Genomic DNA, 21,433 nt, shown 5'->3' with positions numbered 1-21,433 from the left:
CGCCAAACGCCGTCAAACGTCGTTGAATGCGGCCTTGAGCGCCGCAACCGCGTCGGCATGCGCGGCGCGTACTTCGGGCACATAGCCGCCCATCTTGAAGAACTCGTGGATCATCCCCGGATAGCAGACCAGCGTGACCGTATTGCCGGCCGCGCGCAGCTTCTCCGCGTAAGCGGCGCCTTCGTCGCTCAGCGGATCGTATTCGGCCGTCGCGATCCATGCCGGTGCGACGCCCGCGAACGACGGCGCATCGCGCTTGCCGTCGAGCGGCGCAAAGCGCCAGTCGTCGCGATCCGACCGGTCGCGCACGTATTGCCCGAAGAACCACTGGATCGTGTCCTGCGTCAGCAGGTAGCCGCTCGCGAGCCGCGCGTGCGATCCGGTGTCCTGGTAGCCCGTCACGCCCGGATAGATCAGCATCTGCAACGCAAGATCGATGCCCGCGTCGCGCGCGAGTACCGCGCAGACGGTCGCCAGCGTGCCGCCCGCGCTGTCGCCGCCGACCGCGAGTCGCGCGGCGTCGATGGCGAATGCGCCGGCCTCGCGATGCAGCCAGCGCAATGCGTCGTCGGCGTCGTTCACCGCGGTCGGGAACTTGTGCTCGGGCGCGAGCCGGTAGTCGACCGACAGCACCGCGCACTGCGCGTCGCGCGCGAACATCCGGCATAGCGCGTCGTGCGTATCGATGCTGCCGACGGTGAAGCCGCCGCCGTGGTAGTACACGAGCGCGGGCAGCGGTTCGGCGAGACTCGGCTCGACCGGCAGGTACAGCCGCGCGCCGATCGTGCGACCATCTCGCGTCGGCACGACGCACGCTTCGACCGAATGCATCGGCGCCGGCGCGATGTCGAGGATCGGCGCGCTCTTCTCGTACGCGGCGCGCGCCTGCTGCGGCGTCTGCTGGTGATAGGACGGACGTTTCGCGCGCTCGACCATGTCGAGCACCTGGGCGATCTTCGGATTCAGCGGCATCGGTGAGGACGGCGCGCTCGGCGCCGTGAACGGACAAGCGTCACATGATGCCACGTGCGGGTCAGACGAGCTGCACGAGCTGTTTGCCGAAATTGCGGCCCTTCAGCAGCCCCAGGAACGCGTCCGGCGCTCGCTCGAGCCCGTGCGCGATCGTCTCGCGGTAATGCAGCTGGCGCGTCGCGACGAGTTCGGCCAGCTCGGCCAGCGCGAGCGGCCATGCGTCGGGATGCTCGAACACGATGAAGCCCTGCATCGTCAGCCGCGAACGCAGGATCAGGCCGGGATTCGCGAGCGGCGCGGCAGCGCCGTCGTAACCGGAGATCATCCCGCACACGGCGATGCGGCCGAACGCGTTCATCCGAGCCATCGTCGCATCGAGCACCGCGCCACCGACGTTCTCGAAGCAGCCGTCGACGCCGTCCGGAGTCGCGGCGGCCAGGTCGTCGGCAAGCCGGCCGGCCTTGTAGTCGACGCACGCGTCGAAGCCGAGCGTGTCGACCACGTAACGGCACTTGTCGGGGCCGCCCGCGATGCCGACCGCGCGGCATCCGGCGCGCTTCGCGAGCTGGCCGACGACGCTGCCGACCGCACCGCTCGCCGCGCTGACGACGACGGTGTTGCCAGCCTTCGGCACGATGATCCGGTTCAGCCCGACCCAGGCGGTCACGCCCGGCATGCCCGTCACGCCGAGCCACGCGGACAGCGGCACCCGCGACGTGTCGACCTTGCGCAGTCCGCTGCCGTTCGACGTGCCGTATTCCTGCCAGCCGAACTGTCCGACCACGTGCTCGCCGACCGCAAAATCCGGATGCCGCGATTCGACCACCTCGCCCGCCGTGCCGCCGATCATCACTTCGTTCAGCGGCTGCGGCACCGCGTACGACTTCGAGTCGCTCATGCGTCCGCGCATGTACGGATCAAGCGACAGGAAATGGTTGCGCACGCGCAGTTCGCCGTCGGCGAGCGGCGCGAGCGGCGTCTCGACGAGCCGGAAGTTGTCGGCGCTCGCGGCACCTTGCGGGCGCGACACGAGCAGGATCTGGCGGTTGACCGTGTTCATTGCTGCCTCCTTCGTTTCATTCATGCGGCGTCGGGGCGGCGGCAGCCTGCGCGCCCATGCCCCAAAACAAAACAGCCCTGCCTGTGACCAGGCAGGGCCGCGCGTGGCAGCGCTTAAGCGTCGCTCGGGCCGGGCTGCGCGTCCGGCGCCGTACGCGTGCGTTGCCGCTTGATGTCGCGACCGACCGCGAGCCGCCGCATGTACTTGAACGTGCCGAGCGCCTTCGCGACGAAGTTGCCGTCGCTGTCGCGCACTTCGCCTTCACAGTACGCCATCGTCGTCGACCGATGCATCACGCGCCCGTATGCGCGCAACTCGCCGCGCCCGGGCTGCATGAAGTTCACCTTCATTTCGACCGTGACAACGCCGACGCCGTCATCGGTCAGGCTGCGCGCGGCCATCGCGAGCGCAATGTCCGACAGCGTCATCGTCACGCCGCCGTGCGCGATGCTCCACGTGTTCATGTGCCGTTCGTCGAGCGGCAACACGATCTCGCTCGCACCGTCCTTCGCGGACACCAGCCGCACGCCGAGCAGGTCGACGAACGGGCTTTCGATCGACGGACCGTCCGTCGGGGATGCCGCGTCGCTCATCATGCGCTGTCGGACAGGTAGTCGACGCACTGGCGCGATTCGGCCACCGCCACGACGAATTTCTTCACTTCCTGGTGAACGGGGTGCACCTGGTACGCGTCGAGCGCGGCCTGGTCCGCGAAATCGGACACGAGCACGACGTCGCTGGTCGCATCGAGACCCGGCGTCGCCACGCCGACATCGAGTTGCAGGATGCCGGGCACGAGATCGCGGCAGCCTTCGAGCTTTTCCTTCAGCCTGAGTGCGTTTTGCGCGCGCGTGCCGCCTTCCGCCGATTCCTTCAACTTCCACATTACTATGTGCCTGATCATGTAGTTCTCACTGGTTCGCGCCGGTTCGACAAATACCGCGGAGGCATTGCGTGGCGAGGGTTAGCGGGCGCTCGGCGGTTCGCCGTAGTTCATGGTTCACCGTCCACATCCGCACGAAAAACGGGTAATAAAGCGGGTACGTTCGAGCATCACCGACCCGATACCCGCCTCTTCATCATGCCACTCGCCGACGTCAAGATTCGGCAAGTCAAGGCAGACAACAAGCCTATCAAAATTACCGACGCCAATGGGCTCCATCGAGATTCGACCGGGCGGATCGCAACTCTGGCGCCTCGGCGCGCTAGTAATCGCGAACTGGTCGTACGGCGCTGATGCGCGACACCGGTGGAATCCTGCCCGACGTGAATTCGGATCGGCGTCTGACGGACAACGTGCGCGGCGCGATCGAAGGCAATGGCGACCACGTGGGCGACCTGCATGTGTGACTCGGGCCGGGGCATATGAGCGCGGTCGTGTCCGTAGTGACGGACAACCCGCAGGGCGACGCCCGCGCTTATCACCGTGCCCCGCAGCAATTCAGAAATCTGTCGCACGTTACCATCGAGGTTGTGCCTGCGACGCGCAGGCAATACGGATGGTAGACAAATCCACTGAAGTCGACACGAGTTTGTTCGGCCGCCGCGCCGCTATCGCGTGACCGGTTCAGCAAGCTTATCGCCAGCCGGATAACGTTGCCACATCCTGCGGACGGCTTCGCGCCGCTGTTCGGCAGGCCACCGCACGACGCACTGCAGCGGATCGCCGCCGACGCGACACGACCGCTCCCGACCAGGCTCGTCACCGACGTCGGGATAACGATCGCGAAGCAGTCGCTGGGGTCGAGGTTCACGAGTTCCGCGTATCACGGCACAGTGATCTGGTCGTGGCGGCAAGCGATGTGGGTTGCCACGCTCGATCGTCAGCTTGCGCACCGGACCGGCACCGCCGTGCCCAACCGCAATCCGCTTTCCCCCTCAGTGGACCTTGCGCTTCTTCCGGCGATAACGCCACGCGTCCAGTGCAGCGCAGCCGCCAAAGCCCACGCCGACCGCGACAAACGGCAATCCGATCGCGCACAGGATGAGGATCGCGCCCCACTGCTCGCCGAAACTGCGCACGACCGCGCGGTCGGGGTTGCGGGGATCGTAGAGCACGCGAACGGTGTCCCCGGCATTCAACGTATCGCTGGACGACGAACCCTGCGCGAAGGTAACGGTCCGGCCGGTGTCCGTCCGGAACGTGACGATCGCCGAGTCCATACTGCCGGCGCCTCGATCGCTGCGCTTGCGCTCCGCCATCTCGACGACCTGGCCGGTCGTGTGGATGTAATCGCGGACCTGCTTCTGGTTATGCACGTAAAGTGCGCCCGCGCCGCCCAGCAGGCCGGTACCCAGCAACAACGGCAATCCGGCGACGAGCGCGAGCCCGCCCATCATGCTCATTGCTTCGGATTGAGGTTTCGCATCGGACGCATGCCCGGCAGCCTGCTCGGGCTCCGTCGACGACGAACCATCCCGTCCGACCAGCACGCCGATCCCGGCAAACACGGTGCCCAGAATGGTCAGAATCCCGACGCCGAACCACCGTTCGAAAAAACCGGCGAAGATCACGCCGTCGGCCGGGTGAGCCGGGTCGTAATAGAGCCGGTCCCTGTCGCCCGGATCGGCGCTTGGCGACGTCGTGGCCAGCCGCCCCTTCACCTCGACGGCTTCGCCGCTCGCGGTGACGAACCGATAGACGGTCCGGTAGTGGCCGACGTCGTAGCCGTCGTGTGAAAACCCGACCACGACGGCTTCGGTCTCCGTCATGTGCGAAGCCGCCGAGATCGAGGTATAGACCCAGACGGCGGCACTCAGAAGCAGCGCGACACCGATCAGCAAGAACACGTTCACGCGTCGGCGCGCCGATGCGCGCGTCGCGCCGGTCGCGGCCATATCGGCGGGTTTGCGCGTTGACGTCCTGCGTGCCTTGCGCTGCCCGGCGACGCGCTGTGCGTACCCGGTCGTCGAAACACTGCGTCGCGCATCGACATTTGCGATATCGTCGCCGTCAGGCTTGCTCTTGTCGTTCATACAGCATGTCCGGTCTCGTCAGACCGACATGGTACGGTCCAGGATGCGCCACACTGCCGCATCGGCTCACCGCGACACGACCCGGTTCCGTCCATCACGCTTCGCCTGATACAACCGCTCGTCGACCACCCGCAGCAACGCATCGACCGTGCTCCCGTCGACGCCGTACTGCGCAACGCCGACGCTGACCGTCACCTGCACGCGCTTGAAATCGAGACCGAACGGCGAACTCGCGATCGACGAGCGGACGCGCTCGGCCGTCATGCGCGCCCCTTCTAGCGGCATCTCCGGCAACAGCGCCATGAACTCCTCGCCGCCGACCCGCGCGAGCGCACCCGCCGGACGAATCGCCTCGAGACACTGGCGCACGACGCCGCGCAGCACCTCGTCGCCGATCTGATGCCCGTATGCGTCGTTGATGTTCTTGAAATTGTCCAGATCGAGCGCGAGCAGGCAGAACGGCGTGCCGTCGCGTTCCGCGCGCACGATCTCCCGTTCGACCTGCGCGATGAACTGGCGACGGTTCGACGCGCCCGTCATCGGATCGGTCGCGGCCATGTATTCGAGCTTCTGGTTCGTGCGCCGCAACTCCTGCAGCGCGCTCTCGGCGCGCGCCATCGATTCCGACAGCCGGCTCATCAGATCTTCCTGGCTGTAGATCGCGGAAAACGAACGTGTCGTCTGCAACGCCTGCACCACGCCATAGCTGAGCAGGAAGAACCCGCCCGCGAAGATGGCATGCGCGAGCCACCACATGTGATTCCACGGCTTGCCGAGAATGAACGCGAGCGACGACAGCGCGAACGCCATGATCGACACGCCGTAGATCACCATCAGCGGCGAACGGATACGCCGCGCGAGGAGCACGCCGACGTTGAGCAGGGAAAACACGAGCGCGCCGCCTTCCATCGACATCCGTGTCCCGAGCGCGCCTGCGACGGGCGAATACGCGATGTACGCGACCGCCACGTCGACGATCAGGAAGAACACGATCCACGGCAGCCATGTCCGCGCGCGCGTGCGCTTCTCGATGCGGTCAGGCGGCTCCGAATACGACAACAGGCCGGTCAGCAGCAGGATCGACATCACGAGCCGCGAAGCGGGCCCGTACAGCAGGAACAGCCAGATGTTGTGGTGCGCCATCCCGGTGAACGCGCCATGCAACGCGTAGATCATCGCGAAGCCGAGAAAGCCGAGCGTGAGCCAGCGCAGCAACGGCTCACCGGAAGCCCGGTAGCAGACCCATGTCACGTAGGTGACGAACGCGCCCTCGAGGGTCGCGGCCGCGATCGCGAGTTCATGGAATGCATGGCTCTCGAACACGACGCGCGGGTCGCTGAAAAACCACAGATAGGCGATCAGATAGGCCGGCAGCAATGCGAATCCGACCAGCAGGCATTTTGCGTAGAGCCTCGCAGCCGCGCTCACGACGCGCGGCGGTTCCCCGGCAGCATAGATCGTACTCAATTCGGTCCCCGTTCGGTCTGCTGCGTGGTTCGAACTTCCACGGCGCCGGAAACGCACGATGCATCTGCGCCGGCTGCCGGGAACGCGGCGCGTACGTCGGAGCGACGCACACACGGGCCCATCCTGCCGAAAGACAAATGACAGAGCAAGTATAGGGGCGGCAATTCGTTTGACAAGTAAGGGGAAACGGCATCACCCGGCGGACGCCGTTTACCTTCTCTTCGTCACGAATCGCACCCGGCCATCGCGGATTCGCGCCGCGGTCGCGGCGTCTCCCCCATCAAGCCGCGACCGCTGGCGGACAAAGATCAGACGATTTCGAACAGGCCGGCCGCGCCTTGCCCACCGCCGATGCACATCGTCACCACCACGTATTTCACGCCGCGTCGCTTGCCTTCGATCAGCGCGTGGCCCGTCAGGCGCGCGCCCGACACGCCGTACGGGTGGCCGACCGCGATCGCGCCGCCGTTCACGTTCAGCCGTTCGTCAGGAATCCCGAGCGTGTCGCGGCAATACAGCACCTGCACCGCAAACGCTTCGTTCAGTTCCCACAGGCCGATGTCGTCCACCTTCAGCCCCGCTTGCTTCAGCAGCTTCGGCACCGCGAACACCGGGCCGATGCCCATCTCGTCCGGCTCGCAGCCGGCCACCGCGAAGCCGCGAAACACGCCGAGCGGCTGCAGCCCTTCGCGCCGCGCGACATCTGCGCTCGTCACGACGCACGCAGATGCGCCGTCGGAGAACTGGCTCGCATTGCCCGCGGTGATTACGCCGCCCGGCACGGCCGAACGGATCTTCGACACGCCTTCGAGCGTCGTGTCGGGCCGAATGCCCTCGTCAGCCGACACGGTAACTTCCTGCGTGAACAGCCGGCCCGTCGCCTTGTCGGCGATGCCCGCACGCACGGTGATCGGCACGATTTCGTCGCGGAAGCGCCCGGCCTCCTGCGCGGCCGCCGCGCGCAGTTGGGACTGCACGCCGTAGGCATCCTGTCGCTCCTTTGCAATTCCGTAGCGCTTGGCTACGTTCTCGGCCGTCTGCAGCATGTTCCAGTAGATCTCGGGCTTGTGCTCGACGAGCCAGCCTTCCTGGATCATGTGGCGGTTCATCTCGTTCTGCACGCACGAAATCGATTCGACGCCGCCCGCCACATACACGTCGCCCTCGCCCGCAATGATCCGCTGCGCGGCCAGTGCGATCGTCTGCAACCCTGACGAACAGAAACGGTTCACCGTCATCCCCGGCACGCTGACCGGCAGCCCGGCGCGCAGCGCGATCTGGCGCGCGATGTTCGCACCGGTCGCGCCTTCGGGATTGGCGCAGCCCATGATCACGTCCTCGACGCGCGCGGGGTCGAGCTTCGCGCGCTCGAGCGCGGCGGCAACCACGTGGCCGCCGAGCGTCGCGCCGTGCGTCATGTTGAACGCGCCGCGCCACGATTTCGCGAGCGGCGTGCGTGCGGTCGATACGATTACGGCTTCGGTCATGCGAGTCTCCTTCGGTCCTGCTGAATCGGATGGGAATGCGCTACGCCGTCGGGCGCGCGCCCGCGGACGTCACGTGTGCGACGCCCGCCGCCTGCATCTGTTGCCATGCGTGCGCGAGCGACCCGTTCAGGTCGATGGCGCGGCACGCATCGTTGATTACCGCAGCGTCGAAGCCCGCCGCGCGCGCATCGAGCGCCGACCACGCGACGCAATAGTCGGTCGCGAGCCCGCAACACCACACGCGCTTCGCGCCGAGCTCGTGCAGATAGCCGGCGAGCCCCGTGCGCGTCGTGCGGTCGGCTTCGACGAACGCGGAATAGCTGTCGACCTGCGCGTCGCCGCCCTTGCGGATCACGAGCCTGGCATGCGGGATGTCGAGGCCGCGATGCAGCGCCGCGCCTTCGGTGTCCTGCACGCAGTGCACGGGCCACAACACCTGCTCGCCGTACGGCAGCGCGAGCGTCGAGAACGGCTCGCGCCCCGGATGGTTCGCGGCAAACGACACATGCTCGCGCGGATGCCAGTCCTGCGTCAGCACGACCTGGTCGAAGCGCTGCGCGAGCGCGTTGATCACCGGCACGACCGCGTCGCCGTCCGGCACCGCGAGCGCGCCGCCCGGCATGAAGTCGTATTGCACGTCGATCACGAGCAGCACGTCGTCGGTGCGTTTCATTGCGTTTCTCCTGATTGGGTCGGTCGTGCCGTCACGCCGTGCCGTCAGCCGTTGAACCCGCGCCCGGCCTTGGCCAGCTCGACGATCGACGGCGCAAGCTGCCACGCGTCGCCGTTCGGCGCGGCCGCATAGCGGCGAATCGCGCGCTCGACGTTGTAGAGGCCGACCATGTCCGAGTACAACATCGGGCCGCCGCGCCACAGCGGGAAGCCATAGCCGGTCAGATAGACCATGTCGATGTCGGACGCCTTCGACGCGATCTTTTCCTCGAGGATCTTCGCGCCTTCGTTGACGAGCGCGAACACGAGCCGCTCGACGATCTCGTCGTCGCCGATCTTGCGCCGCTCGACGCCACGCTCCTTCGAATACGCAACGACCATCTCGTCGACGAGCGCCGACGGCTTCGCCTTGCGCTCGCCCGGTACGTAGTCGTACCAGCCGCCGCCCGTCTTCTGGCCGAAGCGGCCCAGCTCGCACAAACGGTCGGCGATCTTCGAGTACTGCAGATCGGGTTTCTCGACATAGCGGCGCTTGCGGATCGCCCAGCCGATGTCGTTGCCGGCGAGGTCACTCATCCGGAACGGACCCATCGCGAAACCGAACCTCTCGATCGCACGATCGACCTGCGCGGGTAGCGCGCCCTCCTCCAGCATGAAGAGCGCCTGGCGAATGTACTGCTCCACCATCCGGTTGCCGATGAAGCCGTCGCACACGCCCGACACCACCGCCGTCTTGCGAATCTTCTTGGCGACCGCCATCACGGTGGCGAGCACGTCCTTCGCGGTCTGCGCGCCGCGCACGACCTCGAGCAGCTTCATCACGTTCGCGGGGCTGAAGAAGTGCATGCCGACGACGTCCTGAGGACGCTTCGTGAAGGCGGCGATCCTGTCGACGTCGAGCGTCGACGTGTTCGATGCGAGGATCGCGCCGGGCTTCGCCACGGCGTCGAGCCGGCCGAACACCTGTTCCTTCACGCCGAGTTCCTCGAACACGGCCTCGATGATCAGGTCCGCATCCTTCAGGTCGTCGTAGGACAGCGTCGGCACGATCAGTGCCATGCGCGCGTCGAGCTTCTGCTGCGTGAGCTTGCCCTTCTTCACCTGCGCGTCGTAGTTCTTGCGGATCGTAGCGAGCCCGCGATCGAGCGCGTCCTGCTTCGTCTCGAGCAGCGTGACGGGCAGGCCCGCGTTGACGAAGTTCATCGCGATCCCGCCGCCCATCGTGCCGGCACCGATCACGCCGACGCGGCGAATCTCGCGCACCGGCGTATCCGACGGCACGTCGGGAATCTTGCTCGCCGCGCGTTCGCCGAAAAATGCGTGCCGCAGCGCACGGCTTTCCGGCGTCATCATCAACGCGACGAAGCCGTCGCGCTCGGCGACGCTGCCCTTGTCGAAGCCGTTCAGCACGCCCGCCTCGATCGCGTCGATGCACTTGTGCGGCGCGGGGAAATTGGGTGCGGCGGCGCGCGCGGAATTGCGCGCGAACTGGATGAAGCCCGCCGCATTCTCGTGGACGATCTTGCGATCGCGCACGCGCGGATGCGGCCCGTTCTGCGCGCCGGCCTTGCGCGCGAACGCGACGGCCGCGTCGAGCAGGTCGCCGTCGGCCATTTCGTCGAACAGCCCGCTCTTCGCGAGTTGCTCCGACGGCACCGGCGCGCCCGACACGATCATGTTCAGTGCGGTTTCGAGCCCCACCGCGCGCGGCAGGCGCTGCGTGCCGCCGGCGCCCGGCAGCAGCCCGAGCTTTACTTCGGGCAGCGCGATCTGCGCCCCCGGTGCCGCGACGCGATAGTGCGCACCGAGCGCGAGTTCCAGGCCGCCGCCCATCACGACGCTGTGCAGCGCCGCGACGACCGGCTTCGCGCTCGCCTCCACCGCGCGGATCACGGTGTGCAGCGTCGGCTCCTGCAGTGCCTTCGGGGTATTGAATTCGGTGATGTCGGCGCCGCCCGAGAACGCGCGGCCCGCGCCGGTCAGCACGATCGCCGTGACCGACTGATCCTGCGCGGCACGCTCGAGCGCGTCCATGACGCCGAGCCGGGTCGACAGGCCTAGCCCGTTGACGGGCGGATTGTTGAGCGTGATGACGGCCACGCCGTCGCGAGTCGAGTAATCCACTGCCATCTGCCTGCCTCCATGCATCGCGCGCCGGGGTGGCTGCGCTTCATTGTGCCCGGTCGAACGGCCGCATGTCCGGATCGAACGGAGGCAGCATACAACGAAAAAGCACGGTCGTTCAATTTGAATTTCTCCCGATCCGGGGGCCGGATCGGGCAACCGTGCGGCGGGCCGACTCCGGCCACGGGGACTTACGGCTCGCAGACCGCCGTCGGCAGTACGTAGTCGCGGAACGTCTCGCGCAGCTTGAGCTTCTGCAGCTTGCCGGTCGCGGTGTGCGGCAGCGATTCGACGAACACGACGTCGTCGGGCACCCACCACTTCGCCACCTTGCCGTCGTAGAACGCGAGCAGCGCCTCGCGGGTCAGGTTCGCGCCTTCGCGCGGCACCACGACGAGCAGCGGCCGCTCGGTCCATTTCGGATGCGCGCAGGCGATGCAGGCAGCTTCGGCGACGCCCGGATGCGCGATCGCGACATTCTCGATATCGATCGAGCTGATCCACTCGCCGCCCGACTTGATCACGTCCTTGCTGCGGTCGGTGATCTGCAGGAAGCCGTCGGGGTCGATCGTCGCGACGTCGCCGGTCGGGAACCAGCCGTCCGACAGCGGCGACGTATCGCTCCTGAAGTAGTGGTCGATCACCCACGGCCCGCGCACCTGCAGTTCGCCGAACGCGACGCCGTCCCATGGCAGTTCGTGCCCGTCGTCGCCGACGATCCGCATGTCGACGCCGCAAATCACGCGGCCCTGCTTTTCCAGCAGCTTGCGCTGCGCGTCGGGCGAGCGCTGCGACTGCGCCCAGTTCAGTTTCGCGAGCGTGCCGAGCGGCGACAGCTCGGTCATCCCCCATGCGTGGATCACGCGCACGCCGTATTCGTCTTCGAACGTGCGCAGCATCGCGGGCGGGCACGCGGAGCCGCCGATCACCGTGCGGTTCAGCGTCGAGAAACGCACGCCGGCCTCGCGCATGTAGTTCAGCAGCCCGAGCCACACGGTCGGCACGCCCGCGGAGAACGTCACGCGCTCGGCCTCCATCAACTCGTACAGCGACTTGCCGTCAAGATCCTTGCCGGGCAGCACCAGCTTGCCGCCGGTGAGCGGCACCGCATACGGCAGCCCCCACGCGTTCACGTGGAACATCGGCACGACGGGCAGCACGGCGTCGAGCGCCGACAGGTTCATTGCATCGGGCAGCGCGGCGCCGTATGCATGCAACACCGTCGAGCGGTGCGAATACAGCACGCCCTTCGGGTTGCCGGTCGTACCCGACGTGTAGCACAGGCCCGACGCCTGCAGTTCGTCGAGGCGCGGCCAGTCATAGCGGCCGTCCTCGGCGTCGACGAGCGTTTCATAGCACAGGTACGGCGTCGCGCCGGACGGCAAGTGTGCGGCATCCGTCATCGCGATCCAGCCCTTCACGTTCGGACACTGCGGCGCGATCGCATCGACGAGCGGCGCGAAATTGATGTCGAAGAAGACGTAGCGGTCTTCCGCGTGATTGACGATGTATGCGATCTGCTCGGGAAAGAGGCGCGGGTTGATCGTGTGGCACACGGCGCCCATCCCGCCGATCCCGTAATAGGCCTCCAGATGCCGATAGCCGTTCCACGCGAGCGTGCCGACGCGCTCGCCCGATTCGACGCCGAGCCGTGCAAGCGCCTGTGCGAGCCGCTTCGCGCGTTGCTCGCAATCGCGGTACGTGTAGCGATGCAGGTCGCCTTCCACGCGCCTCGACACGATCTCCGTGTCGCCCGCATGCCGCGCGGCATGCGCGATCAGCGACGACACCAGCAACGGCATGTCCATCATCTGGCCCAGCAACGGCTTACCCATCTTCTTGTTCTCCCGGAAGGACGCGAATCGGTGACCAGCCTCGAAGCAGTGCGCCGGATTACCACCTGTCCACGACCCGCACATGCCTCGCGCGAGGCGTGCGGGCCGCCATGCGGGCGGCGCGGCGCCGCCTTACAATATCGACTTACCCAGAGGCGCTCAACATGTCGTTTTCCCGAAGCGCAGCCGATGCGGCTGACACACTCCCCGACCTCGCCGCCACGCTCGGCGCGCCCGCCGAAGGCGCGTTCGTCACGCTCGGCGATGCGTTTCATACACGGCTGCCGGCCGCGCCGCTGCCCGCGCCGTATGTCGTCGGCTTTTCCGACGAAGTCGCGCAACTGCTCGGCCTGCCGGCATCGATCGTCGCGCAGCCCGGCTTCGCCGATCTGTTCGCCGGCAACCCGACACGCGACTGGCCCGCGAACGCGATACCGTATGCGTCGGTGTATTCCGGTCACCAGTTCGGCGTATGGGCCGGCCAGCTCGGCGACGGCCGCGCACTGACGATCGGCGAACTTCCCGGCCCCGACGGCCGGCGCTACGAACTGCAGCTCAAGGGCGGCGGCCGCACGCCGTACTCGCGCATGGGCGACGGCCGCGCGGTACTGCGCTCGTCGATCCGAGAATTCCTGTGTTCCGAAGCGATGCATCATCTCGGCATTCCGACCACGCGCGCGCTCACGGTGATCGGCTCCGATCAGCCGGTGGTACGCGAGGAAATCGAGACGTCGGCGGTCGTCACGCGCGTATCGGAGAGCTTCGTGCGCTTCGGTCACTTCGAGCACTTCTTCTCGAACGACCGCCCCGACCTGCTTCGCCAGCTCGCCGACCATGTGATCGACCGCTTTTATCCCGCGTGCCGCGAGGCCGACGATCCGTACCTCGCGCTGCTCGAAGCCGCGATGTTCCGCACGGCCGATGTCGTCGCGCAATGGCAGGCGGTCGGCTTCTGCCACGGCGTGATGAACACGGACAACATGTCGATCCTCGGCGTGACGATCGACTACGGCCCGTTCGGGTTCGTCGACGCGTTCGACGCGAATCACATCTGCAACCACTCCGACACGAGTGGCCGGTATGCGTACCGGATGCAGCCGCGCATCGCGCACTGGAACTGCTATTGCCTCGCGCAGGCGCTGCTGCCGCTGATCGGGCTGCAGCACGGCATCGCCGACGACGATGCGCGCGCCGAGCGTGCGGTGGAAGACGCGCAGGCCGTGCTCGCGAAGTTTCCGGAGCGCTTCGGCCCCGCGCTCGAGCGCCTGATGCGCGCGAAGCTCGGCCTCGAGCTCGAACGCGAGAACGACGCGGAGCTCGCCAACAAGCTGCTCGAAACGATGCACGCGAGCCACGCGGACTTCACGCTGACGTTCCGACGGCTCGCGCAGTTGTCGAAGCACGACGCGAGCCGCGACGCGCCGGTGCGCGACCTGTTCATCGATCGCGACGCATTCGATGCATGGGCGAACCTCTACCGCGCGCGGCTGTCCGACGAAACGCGCGACGACGCGGCGCGTGCCGCCGCGATGAACCGCGTGAACCCGAAATACGTGTTGCGCAACCATCTGGCCGAAGTCGCGATCCGGCGCGCGAAGGAGAAGGATTTTTCCGAAGTCGAGCGACTCGCACAGGTGCTGCGCCGCCCGTTCGACGAACAACCGGAACATGAAGCATATGCGGCATTGCCGCCCGACTGGGCCGGGTCGCTCGAAGTGAGCTGCTCGTCGTGACCCGCACGCCCCGACCGACCGATCAGGAGAACCCCCACATGTCACACGATTCCGACGACAAGACTTTCCCGTACCAGAAGGACGACGCCGAACTGCGCCGCCGCCTCACGCCGATGCAGTATGAAGTGACGCAGCACGCGGCGACCGAGCGCGCGTTCACCGGCGAATACACCGACACGGAAGATGCCGGCATCTACAAATGCGTCGTCTGCAGCACCCCGCTGTTCGAATCCGGCGCCAAATTCCATTCGGGCTGCGGCTGGCCCAGCTACTTCAAGCCGCTGAATGGCGAAGTGATCGACGAGAAGATCGACCGCTCGCACGGGATGGTGCGCGTCGAGGTCCGCTGCAACCATTGCGGCGCGCATCTCGGCCACGTGTTCGAGGACGGCCCGCGAGACAAGACCGGTTTGCGGTACTGCATCAATTCGGCTGCGTTAAACTTCGAGTCCCGACCCGAAAACGAATGAGCGGCGCCGGACGGATCCGACGGCAGCCTCCCCGGCTGCCGCGGTCCGCGACGGTGGCGCCTGGCGGGTCCCTACAACGGTGAAAGGCCGCGCGATGCGACCTTTCACGCAGCTGCGAGCGCCATGAAATTCCTGTTCGATCTGTTTCCGATCATCCTGTTTTTCGCCGCCTTCAAGGTCTGGGGCATCTTCACCGCCACCGCCGTCGCGATCGTCGCGACGCTGGCCCAGGTCGCCTGGGTCGCCTTCCGGCACCGGAAGGTCGACACGATGCTGTGGGTCAGCCTCGGCGTGATCGTCGTGTTCGGCGGCGCCACCCTCGTCCTGCATGACGAAAAATTCATTCAATGGAAACCGACTGTGCTGTACTGGCTGTTTGCGATCGGGCTGCTCGCCGCGCGCTATGCGTTCGGCAACAACCTGATCGAGAAGATGATGGGCAAGCAGCTCACGCTGCCGCATCCCGTGTGGGACAAGCTGAACGTCGCGTGGGCGCTGTTCTTCGCAGTGCTCGGCGTCGCGAACCTGTACGTGGTGCACAACTACACCGAATCGCAGTGGGTGAACTTCAAGCTGTTCGGCACGACGGGCGCAATGGTCGTGTTCATCATCCTGCAGAGCCTGTGGCTCACGAAGTACCTGAAGGACGAGTAACATGAGCGACACCTTTCTCCACGCATCGCCCGACGAACGCATCGCGCTGATCGAGGCGCGTCTCACCGCATCGCTCGCGCCGCAGTCGCTCACGGTACGCGACGACAGCGCACAGCACGCGGGCCATGCCGGCGCCGCCGCCGGCGGCCATTACACGGTAACGATCGTGTCGGCCGCCTTCGCCGGCAAACCACGCGTCGCACGGCACCGGCTGGTGTATGATGCGCTCGCTGATGCGATGCAGCGCGGCATTCACGCGCTCGCGATCGTGGCTTACACGCCCGAAGAATTCAACGAATCTTCAATCTAGTCTCATTAGGAATTCCCGATGATCCTGAAATCCCCCCGCCTGTGGGTCGCGGCGGCTGCCTTTGCAGCGGCACCTGCATTTGCCCAGAACATCGCCGTCGTCAACGGCACGCCGATTCCGAAGTCGCGCGCCGATGCAATGGTCGCGCAGCTCGTCCAGCAAGGCCAGACCGACAGCCCGCAACTGCAGCAGGCCGTGCGCCAGGAACTCGTGAACCGCGAAATCCTGATGCAGGAAGCAATCCGCGAAGGCATCCCGAGCCGCCCGGACGTGAAGGCGCAGATCGCCGTCGCACAGCAGACGGTCGTGCTGCGCTCGATGATCGAGACCTTCCTGAAGAAGAACCAGCCGACCGACGCCGAGGTGAAGGCACGTTACGACGATCTCGTGAAGACCGCCGGCGGCAACCGCGAATACCACCTGCACCACATCCTCGTCGACAGCGAGCAGCAGGCGAAGGATCTGATCGCGAAGATCAAGGCCGGCGCGAAGTTCGAAGACCTGGCGAAGCAGTACTCGAAGGATCCGGGTTCGGGCAAGAACGGCGGCGACCTCGACTGGTCCGATCCGAAGGCGTACGTGCCGGAATTCGCAGCGGCTGCGCAGAAGCTGCAGAAAGGCCAGATGACCGACGAGCCGGTGAAGACGCAGTTCGGCTGGCACATCATCCGTGTCGACGACATCCGCGACGTCGCACCGCCGCCGTTCGACCAGGTGAAGGCGCAGATCGCGCAGCAGCTCGTGCAGCAAAAGCTGCAGGCATTCGAGGAAAACCTGCGCCAGCAGGCAAAGATCCAGTAACGCCGGCGACGATCGCCCACGCAAAGGCCACTCATCGAGTGGCCTTTTTTCATGCGCGCTTGCTACGCATTGCCGCGAAGGCCGTGCGAAGAAAAAGGCCGCTCGAAGCGGCCTTTCTGTCGGGATGGGGCAATCACGTGCGCCAGCGCACCGGGTTGTTACGCCGGCCGGAATGCGCCGTGATAGCGGACGTCGCCCGACGGCCGCGGCGCGGTTTCATCGAACGACAGCGCAAGGAAATGCCCGGGCAGCGCGTGCGCAAACTCGAGACCGTCGAACGGCGCGAAGCCGAAGCGCGCGTAGTAAGCGGGATCGCCGAGCACCACACAGCCGCGCGCGCCGAGCCTGCGCAACGCGTCGAGCCCCGTGCGCACGAGCCCCGCGCCGACGCTCTGCCGCCAGCAATCGGGCCGCACCGCGAGCGGCGCGAGCCCGTACCACTGCTGACTGGCGGCCTGCGCACCTCCGATCGAGACCGGCGAGAACGCGACGTGGCCGATCACGCGCTCGTCGCGCTCCGCGACGAGCGACACGCTGAGCGCACCTTCCGCACGCAGCGCGTCGACGATCCGCCGCTCGAACTGCCCCTGCTGCGGTTCATCCGCAAACGCCGCCACGATCACACGGCCGATCGCACCGACATCGCTCGCGCGTTCGTCGCGCAGCGTGACGATCTCGACCGGTGCGTGCGGATCGAACATCAGCCGATCCAGCGGCGTGCGTTGCGGAACACGCGCAGCCACGGGCTCGCTTCGCCCCAGCCTTCCGGATGCCAGCTCATCGTGACCGTGCGGTGTACGCGCTCCATGTGCGGCATCAGCACCGAGAAGCGGCCATCGGCCGTCGTGACCGACGTGATGCCGGCCGGCGACCCGTTCGGGTTGAACGGATAGCGTTCGGTCGCTTCGCCGCGGTGGTCGACGTAACGCATCGCGACCGCGACGCGATCGATGTCGCCCTGCTGCGAGAAGTCCGCATAGCCTTCGCCGTGCGCGACCGCCACCGGAATGCGCGAGCCTTCCATCCCCGCAAAGAAGATCGACGGCGACTTCTCGACCTCGACGAACGAGAAGCGCGCCTCGAACTGCTCGGACTTGTTGCGCGTGAACTTCGGCCATGCTTCTGCGCCGGGAATCATCGACGCAAGACTCGACAGCATCTGGCAACCGTTGCAGATGCCGAGCGCGAACGTATCGGGGCGGGCGAAGAACGCCGAGAACATGTCGGCGAGGTTCGCGTTGAAGCGGATCGTCTTCGCCCAGCCTTCGCCTGCGCCCAGCACGTCACCGTACGAGAAACCGCCGCATGCCACCGCGCCCGCGAAATCGGCGAGCGTCGCGCGCCCCGCGAGCAGGTCACTCATGTGCACGTCGTGTGCGTCGAAGCCCGCGCGGTCGAACGCGTACGCCGTTTCGAGATGCGAGTTCACGCCCTGCTCGCGCAGGATCGCGACGCGCGGACGTGCGCCCGTCGCGATGAACGGCGCGGCGATGTCATCGGCCGGATCGAACGTCAGCACCGGCGAGATGCCCGGGTCGGCCGCGTCGAGCAGCGCATCGTATTCCGCATCCGCACAGGCCGGGTTGTCGCGCAGGCGCGCGATGCGCCAGCTCACTTCGCCCCATGCGCGATGGAGTTCGGCGCGCGGCGCGCCGAAGACCTTCTTCGCGTCGCGATACACCTCGATCACGTCGCGATCGTTGACCGTGCCGATCACATGCGAGCACGCCGACAGGCCGAACTCGCGCAGCGCGCCGAGCACCGCGTCGCGATCGGCCGCGCGCACCTGCACGACGGCGCCGAGCTCTTCGGAGAACAGCGCGCGCAGCGTGCGATCTTCGCGACGGCCGCTCGTCTGCTTCGCCCAGTCCTTCGCGTCGCCGTAGTCGGATTCGTGATTCGGGTCGAGCGTCAGCATGTCGACGTTCAGCGACACGCCCGCGTGGCCCGCGAACGCCATTTCGCACACCGTCGCCCACAGGCCGCCGTCCGAGCGGTCGTGGTAAGCGAGCAGCTTGTCTTGTGTATTGAGCGACTGGATCGCGTTGAAGAAGCGCTTCAGGTCTTCCGGATCGTCGACGTCCGGCGTCGCGTCACCGACCTGCTGCGTGACCTGCGCGAAGATGCTGCCGCCCATCCGATTCTTGCCGCGGCCGAGATCGATCGCGATCAGCACGCTGTCGCCTGCGTCGGCGATGCGACGCAGTTGCGGCGTCAGGTGCCGGCGCACGTCCTCGACCGGCGCGAATGCGGAGATGATCAGCGACACCGGCGACACCACTTCCTTCGCGACGCCCTGGTCGTCCCACTTGGTCTTCATCGACAACGAGTCCTTGCCGACCGGGATGCCGATCCCGAGCGCCGGGCACAGCTCCATGCCGATCGCCTTGACGGTGTCGAACAGCGCGGCGTCCTCGCCGGCCGTACCGCAGGCGGCCATCCAGTTCGCCGACAGCTTCAGCTTGTCGAGCGACGCGATGGGCGCGCTCGCGATGTTCGTAATTGCTTCGCCGACGGCCATGCGGCCCGATGCCGGCGCGTCGATCACGGCGAGCGGCGTGCGCTCGGCCATCGTCATCGCCTCGCCCTTGAAACCGGCGTAGTCGAGCGCGGTCACCGCGCAGTCGGCCACCGGCACCTGCCACGGGCCGACCATCTGGTCGCGCACCGACGTGCCGCCGACCGAGCGGTCGCCGATCGTGATCAGGAACGACTTGCTGCCGACCGTCGGGTGCTTCAGCACGTCGACCGCGACTTCCGACAGCGCGATGCCCGTCACGTCGACCGGCACACGCTCGGTGCGCACGCGCGCGACGTCGCGGTGCATGCGCGGCGGCTTGCCGAGCAGCACTTCCATCGGCATGTCGACCGGAAATTCGTCGGCGCCCGTCGCTTCGTCGTCGACGAGCTGTAGCTGGCGTTCGTCGGTCGCCACGCCGACCACCGCGAACGGGCAGCGCTCGCGTGCGCAGATCGCTTCGAAGCGCGGCAGGTCGGCCGGCGCGATCGCCAGCACATAGCGCTCCTGCGCTTCGTTCGACCAGATTTCGCGCGGCGACAGGCCCGACTCCTCGAGCGCGACCTTGCGCAGCTCGAAGCGTGCGCCCTTGCCCGCGCCGTCGACGATCTCGGGGAATGCGTTCGACAGGCCGCCCGCGCCGACGTCATGGATGCTCAGGATCGGGTTTTCCGCGCCAAGCTGCCAGCAGCCGTTGATCACTTCCTGTGCGCGACGCTCGATTTCCGGGTTGCCACGCTGCACCGAGTCGAAGTCGAGCTCGGCCGTGTTCGCGCCGGTTGCCATCGAGCTCGCCGCGCCGCCGCCCATGCCGATCCGCATGCCGGGGCCGCCGATCTGGATCAGCAAGGAGCCGGCCGGCACGTCGTGCTTGTGCGTGTGTTGATCCGCGATGTTGCCGAGGCCGCCCGCGATCATGATCGGCTTGTGATAGCCGCGCACCTGGCCGTCGACGTTCTGCTCATACACGCGGAAGTAGCCGCCGAGGTTCGGGCGGCCGAATTCGTTGTTGAACGCGGCGCCGCCGAGCGGGCCGTCGATCATGATCTGCAGCGGCGACGCGATGCGATCCGGGCGGCCATACGGGCCGTGCGCATCGTTCGGGTTGCGCTCGCCGACCGGCTGCGCGGCGTCGCGCGCGTTTTCCCACGACTGGCGCGCGCCCGGCAGGTCGAGGTTCGACACCGTGAAACCCGTGAGGCCGGCCTTCGGGCGCGCGCCGCGGCCCGTCGCGCCTTCGTCGCGGATCTCGCCGCCCGCGCCGGTCGCCGCACCCGGGAACGGCGAGATCGCCGTCGGGTGGTTGTGCGTCTCGACCTTCATCAGCGTGTGCGTGAGCTCGGTGTGGCGGCCATAGCGCTCACCCGGCTCGCCGGCCGCGCCCGCGTTGCGCGGGAACCAGCGCTCGGCCTCGGCGCCGACCATGATCGACGAGTTGTCCGAATACGCGACGATCGTGCCCTGCGGGCTCAGCTTCTCGGTGTTGCGGATCATCGCGAACAGCGACATGTCCTGCGCTTCGCCGTCGATCGTCCACTGCGCGTTGAAGATCTTGTGGCGGCAGTGCTCGCTGTTCGCCTGCGCGAACATCATCAGTTCGACGTCGGTCGGGTTGCGTTCGAGCTTGCGGAACGCGTCGACCAGGTAATCGATCTCGTCGTCGGCGAGCGCGAGGCCCAGCTCGACGTTCGCGTGCTCGAGCGCACTGCGGCCGACGCCCAGCACGTCGACGGTCGCGAGCGGCTTGGCCGGCAGCTCGTCGAACAGGTGCTTTGCGTCGTCGCGCGCGGCGACCACGCTTTCGGTCATTCGGTCATGCAGGGCTGCGGCCACGGCCGCGCGCGCGTCGTCGGACAGCGCCTTCTTGCCGCCGAGCAGGCCCGACTTCAGCGTGACCGTGAACTCGACGCCGCGCTCGATGCGGCGCACCTGCGTGAGACCGCAGTGCTGCGCGATGTCGGTCGCCTTGCTCGCCCACGGCGAAACCGTGCCGAAGCGCGGCAGCACGACGAAGGTCTCGGCCGTGCCCTTCTCGGTCGCCGGCTCGAACGGCGCGCCGTAGTGCATCAGTGCGTCGATGCGGGCGCTGTCGTCCGCCGACAGCGGCTCGACCGCATTGACGAAGTGCAGGAACTGACCGCGCACCGCGACGATGTTGGCATCGATTTGCCTGAGCGTGTCGAGCAGACGGGTTTGACGGAAATCGGAGAGGGCCGAAGCGCCGGGAAAACACGAGAAGTGAGCCATGGGCTGGACTGACGTCGATGAGTCGCGCGAGGTGGCGACGTGGGGCGAAAGGAAGGCCGTAATTATACCCGGAAGTCGGTCGTCCCAGACCGGCTGATCGGCACCCG

The 21,433-nt window shown here is 66.9% G+C and carries 17 protein-coding genes and 1 pseudogene; 6 read left to right on the top strand and 12 right to left on the bottom strand.

Going from position 1 to position 21,433, the window contains the following annotated elements; all coding sequences use genetic code 11:
- Positions 1–12: 12 nt before the first annotated feature.
- The 4 genes from DIE13_RS18205 to DIE13_RS18190 all read right to left on the bottom strand — a co-directional run bounded on the left by DIE13_RS18205 (position 13) and on the right by DIE13_RS18190 (position 2,936).
- A complete protein-coding gene (locus DIE13_RS18205; RefSeq protein ID WP_124828452.1) occupies positions 13–972 on the bottom strand; it encodes an alpha/beta hydrolase in 960 nt (319 codons plus the stop codon).
- 61 nt (positions 973–1,033) lie between these two features.
- Entirely contained in the window at positions 1,034–2,032 is a 999-nt protein-coding gene (locus DIE13_RS18200; protein WP_124828451.1) for an NADP-dependent oxidoreductase, read from the bottom strand.
- Positions 2,033–2,145: 113 nt separating this feature from the next.
- On the bottom strand, positions 2,146–2,625 hold the full coding sequence (locus DIE13_RS18195) for a PaaI family thioesterase (RefSeq protein WP_006753420.1): 480 nt from the start codon (positions 2,623–2,625) through the stop codon (positions 2,146–2,148).
- Positions 2,625–2,936, bottom strand: coding sequence for a Dabb family protein (locus DIE13_RS18190; RefSeq protein ID WP_124828450.1), 312 nt, complete (start codon positions 2,934–2,936; stop codon positions 2,625–2,627). Before DIE13_RS18190 ends, DIE13_RS18195 begins: the two co-directional genes overlap by 1 nt.
- Positions 2,937–3,228: 292 nt before the next feature.
- On the opposite strand from DIE13_RS18190, the pseudogene DIE13_RS18185 reads away from it, so the two are divergent.
- Positions 3,229–3,538 (top strand): annotated as a pseudogene (locus DIE13_RS18185) (cation transporter); the annotation flags it as partial.
- Positions 3,539–3,910: 372 nt separating this feature from the next.
- Here the strand turns inward: DIE13_RS18185 and DIE13_RS18175 are convergent.
- The 6 genes from DIE13_RS18175 to DIE13_RS18150 form a co-directional block, all read right to left on the bottom strand.
- Entirely contained in the window at positions 3,911–5,008 is a 1,098-nt protein-coding gene (locus DIE13_RS18175; protein WP_124828449.1) for a DUF3592 domain-containing protein, read from the bottom strand.
- Between the two features lie 66 nt (positions 5,009–5,074).
- Complete coding sequence (locus tag DIE13_RS18170; RefSeq protein WP_124828448.1) at positions 5,075–6,475, bottom strand: GGDEF domain-containing protein; 1,401 nt, start codon at positions 6,473–6,475, stop codon at positions 5,075–5,077.
- A gap of 308 nt (positions 6,476–6,783) precedes the next feature.
- Complete coding sequence (locus DIE13_RS18165) at positions 6,784–7,962, bottom strand: acetyl-CoA C-acyltransferase (RefSeq protein ID WP_124828447.1); 1,179 nt, start codon at positions 7,960–7,962, stop codon at positions 6,784–6,786.
- A gap of 40 nt (positions 7,963–8,002) precedes the next feature.
- Positions 8,003–8,635: a bifunctional nicotinamidase/pyrazinamidase gene (gene pncA, locus DIE13_RS18160; protein WP_124828446.1), complete on the bottom strand. Its 633-nt coding sequence runs from the start codon at positions 8,633–8,635 to the stop codon at positions 8,003–8,005.
- A gap of 44 nt (positions 8,636–8,679) precedes the next feature.
- A complete protein-coding gene (locus DIE13_RS18155; RefSeq protein ID WP_124828445.1) occupies positions 8,680–10,764 on the bottom strand; it encodes a 3-hydroxyacyl-CoA dehydrogenase NAD-binding domain-containing protein in 2,085 nt (694 codons plus the stop codon).
- Positions 10,765–10,949: 185 nt separating this feature from the next.
- Positions 10,950–12,593 carry a 3-(methylthio)propionyl-CoA ligase gene (locus tag DIE13_RS18150; RefSeq protein ID WP_124828444.1) on the bottom strand — a complete coding sequence of 548 codons (1,644 nt, stop codon included), beginning with the start codon at positions 12,591–12,593 and terminating at the stop codon, positions 10,950–10,952.
- 164 nt (positions 12,594–12,757) lie between these two features.
- Between DIE13_RS18150 and DIE13_RS18145 the strand changes: the two genes are divergently transcribed.
- The 5 genes from DIE13_RS18145 to DIE13_RS18125 all read left to right on the top strand — a co-directional run bounded on the left by DIE13_RS18145 (position 12,758) and on the right by DIE13_RS18125 (position 16,561).
- The gene (locus DIE13_RS18145; RefSeq protein WP_124828443.1) at positions 12,758–14,326 is read left to right on the top strand and encodes a YdiU family protein; all 1,569 of its coding nucleotides are present in this window, start codon (positions 12,758–12,760) and stop codon (positions 14,324–14,326) included.
- Positions 14,327–14,364: 38 nt separating this feature from the next.
- The gene (msrB, locus tag DIE13_RS18140) at positions 14,365–14,796 is read left to right on the top strand and encodes a peptide-methionine (R)-S-oxide reductase MsrB (RefSeq protein WP_059529717.1); all 432 of its coding nucleotides are present in this window, start codon (positions 14,365–14,367) and stop codon (positions 14,794–14,796) included.
- A gap of 123 nt (positions 14,797–14,919) precedes the next feature.
- Positions 14,920–15,450 (top strand): septation protein A, encoded by a 531-nt coding sequence (locus DIE13_RS18135; protein WP_006753406.1) that lies wholly within the window; start codon positions 14,920–14,922, stop codon positions 15,448–15,450.
- Position 15,451: 1 nt separating this feature from the next.
- Complete coding sequence (locus DIE13_RS18130) at positions 15,452–15,760, top strand: BolA family transcriptional regulator (protein ID WP_124828442.1); 309 nt, start codon at positions 15,452–15,454, stop codon at positions 15,758–15,760.
- An 18-nt stretch (positions 15,761–15,778) separates the two neighbouring features.
- Positions 15,779–16,561 (top strand): peptidylprolyl isomerase, encoded by a 783-nt coding sequence (locus DIE13_RS18125; RefSeq protein ID WP_096503129.1) that lies wholly within the window; start codon positions 15,779–15,781, stop codon positions 16,559–16,561.
- Positions 16,562–16,719: 158 nt separating this feature from the next.
- Here DIE13_RS18125 and DIE13_RS18120 read toward each other — a convergent pair whose 3' ends face one another.
- On the bottom strand, positions 16,720–17,262 hold the full coding sequence (locus DIE13_RS18120) for a GNAT family N-acetyltransferase (protein ID WP_124828441.1): 543 nt from the start codon (positions 17,260–17,262) through the stop codon (positions 16,720–16,722).
- On the bottom strand, positions 17,262–21,326 hold the full coding sequence (purL, locus tag DIE13_RS18115) for a phosphoribosylformylglycinamidine synthase (protein ID WP_124828440.1): 4,065 nt from the start codon (positions 21,324–21,326) through the stop codon (positions 17,262–17,264). Before purL ends, DIE13_RS18120 begins: the two co-directional genes overlap by 1 nt.
- Positions 21,327–21,433 lie beyond the last annotated feature (107 nt).

This window comes from Burkholderia sp. Bp9016 (genome assembly GCF_003857765.1).
Lineage (GTDB): Bacteria > Pseudomonadota > Gammaproteobacteria > Burkholderiales > Burkholderiaceae > Burkholderia.
This window is presented reverse-complemented; position numbering and strand designations above follow the sequence as displayed.

Bases quoted from the DNA above. Each gene is read 5' to 3' on its own strand.
- DIE13_RS18205 (WP_124828452.1), bottom strand. From the start codon at position 972: ATGCCGCTGAATCCGAAGATCGCCCAGGTGCTCGACATGGTCGAGCGC.
- DIE13_RS18125 (WP_096503129.1), top strand. From the start codon at position 15,779: ATGATCCTGAAATCCCCCCGCCTGTGGGTCGCGGCGGCTGCCTTTGCA.
- DIE13_RS18190 (WP_124828450.1), bottom strand. From the start codon at position 2,936: ATGATCAGGCACATAGTAATGTGGAAGTTGAAGGAATCGGCGGAAGGC.
- DIE13_RS18195 (WP_006753420.1), bottom strand. From the start codon at position 2,625: ATGAGCGACGCGGCATCCCCGACGGACGGTCCGTCGATCGAAAGCCCG.
- DIE13_RS18130 (WP_124828442.1), top strand. From the start codon at position 15,452: ATGAGCGACACCTTTCTCCACGCATCGCCCGACGAACGCATCGCGCTG.
- pncA (WP_124828446.1), bottom strand. From the start codon at position 8,635: ATGAAACGCACCGACGACGTGCTGCTCGTGATCGACGTGCAATACGAC.
- DIE13_RS18120 (WP_124828441.1), bottom strand. From the start codon at position 17,262: ATGTTCGATCCGCACGCACCGGTCGAGATCGTCACGCTGCGCGACGAA.
- DIE13_RS18135 (WP_006753406.1), top strand. From the start codon at position 14,920: ATGAAATTCCTGTTCGATCTGTTTCCGATCATCCTGTTTTTCGCCGCC.
- DIE13_RS18175 (WP_124828449.1), bottom strand. From the start codon at position 5,008: ATGAACGACAAGAGCAAGCCTGACGGCGACGATATCGCAAATGTCGAT.
- DIE13_RS18155 (WP_124828445.1), bottom strand. From the start codon at position 10,764: ATGGCAGTGGATTACTCGACTCGCGACGGCGTGGCCGTCATCACGCTC.
- DIE13_RS18150 (WP_124828444.1), bottom strand. From the start codon at position 12,593: ATGGGTAAGCCGTTGCTGGGCCAGATGATGGACATGCCGTTGCTGGTG.
- DIE13_RS18165 (WP_124828447.1), bottom strand. From the start codon at position 7,962: ATGACCGAAGCCGTAATCGTATCGACCGCACGCACGCCGCTCGCGAAA.
- DIE13_RS18145 (WP_124828443.1), top strand. From the start codon at position 12,758: ATGTCGTTTTCCCGAAGCGCAGCCGATGCGGCTGACACACTCCCCGAC.
- msrB (WP_059529717.1), top strand. From the start codon at position 14,365: ATGTCACACGATTCCGACGACAAGACTTTCCCGTACCAGAAGGACGAC.
- DIE13_RS18200 (WP_124828451.1), bottom strand. From the start codon at position 2,032: ATGAACACGGTCAACCGCCAGATCCTGCTCGTGTCGCGCCCGCAAGGT.
- purL (WP_124828440.1), bottom strand. From the start codon at position 21,326: ATGGCTCACTTCTCGTGTTTTCCCGGCGCTTCGGCCCTCTCCGATTTC.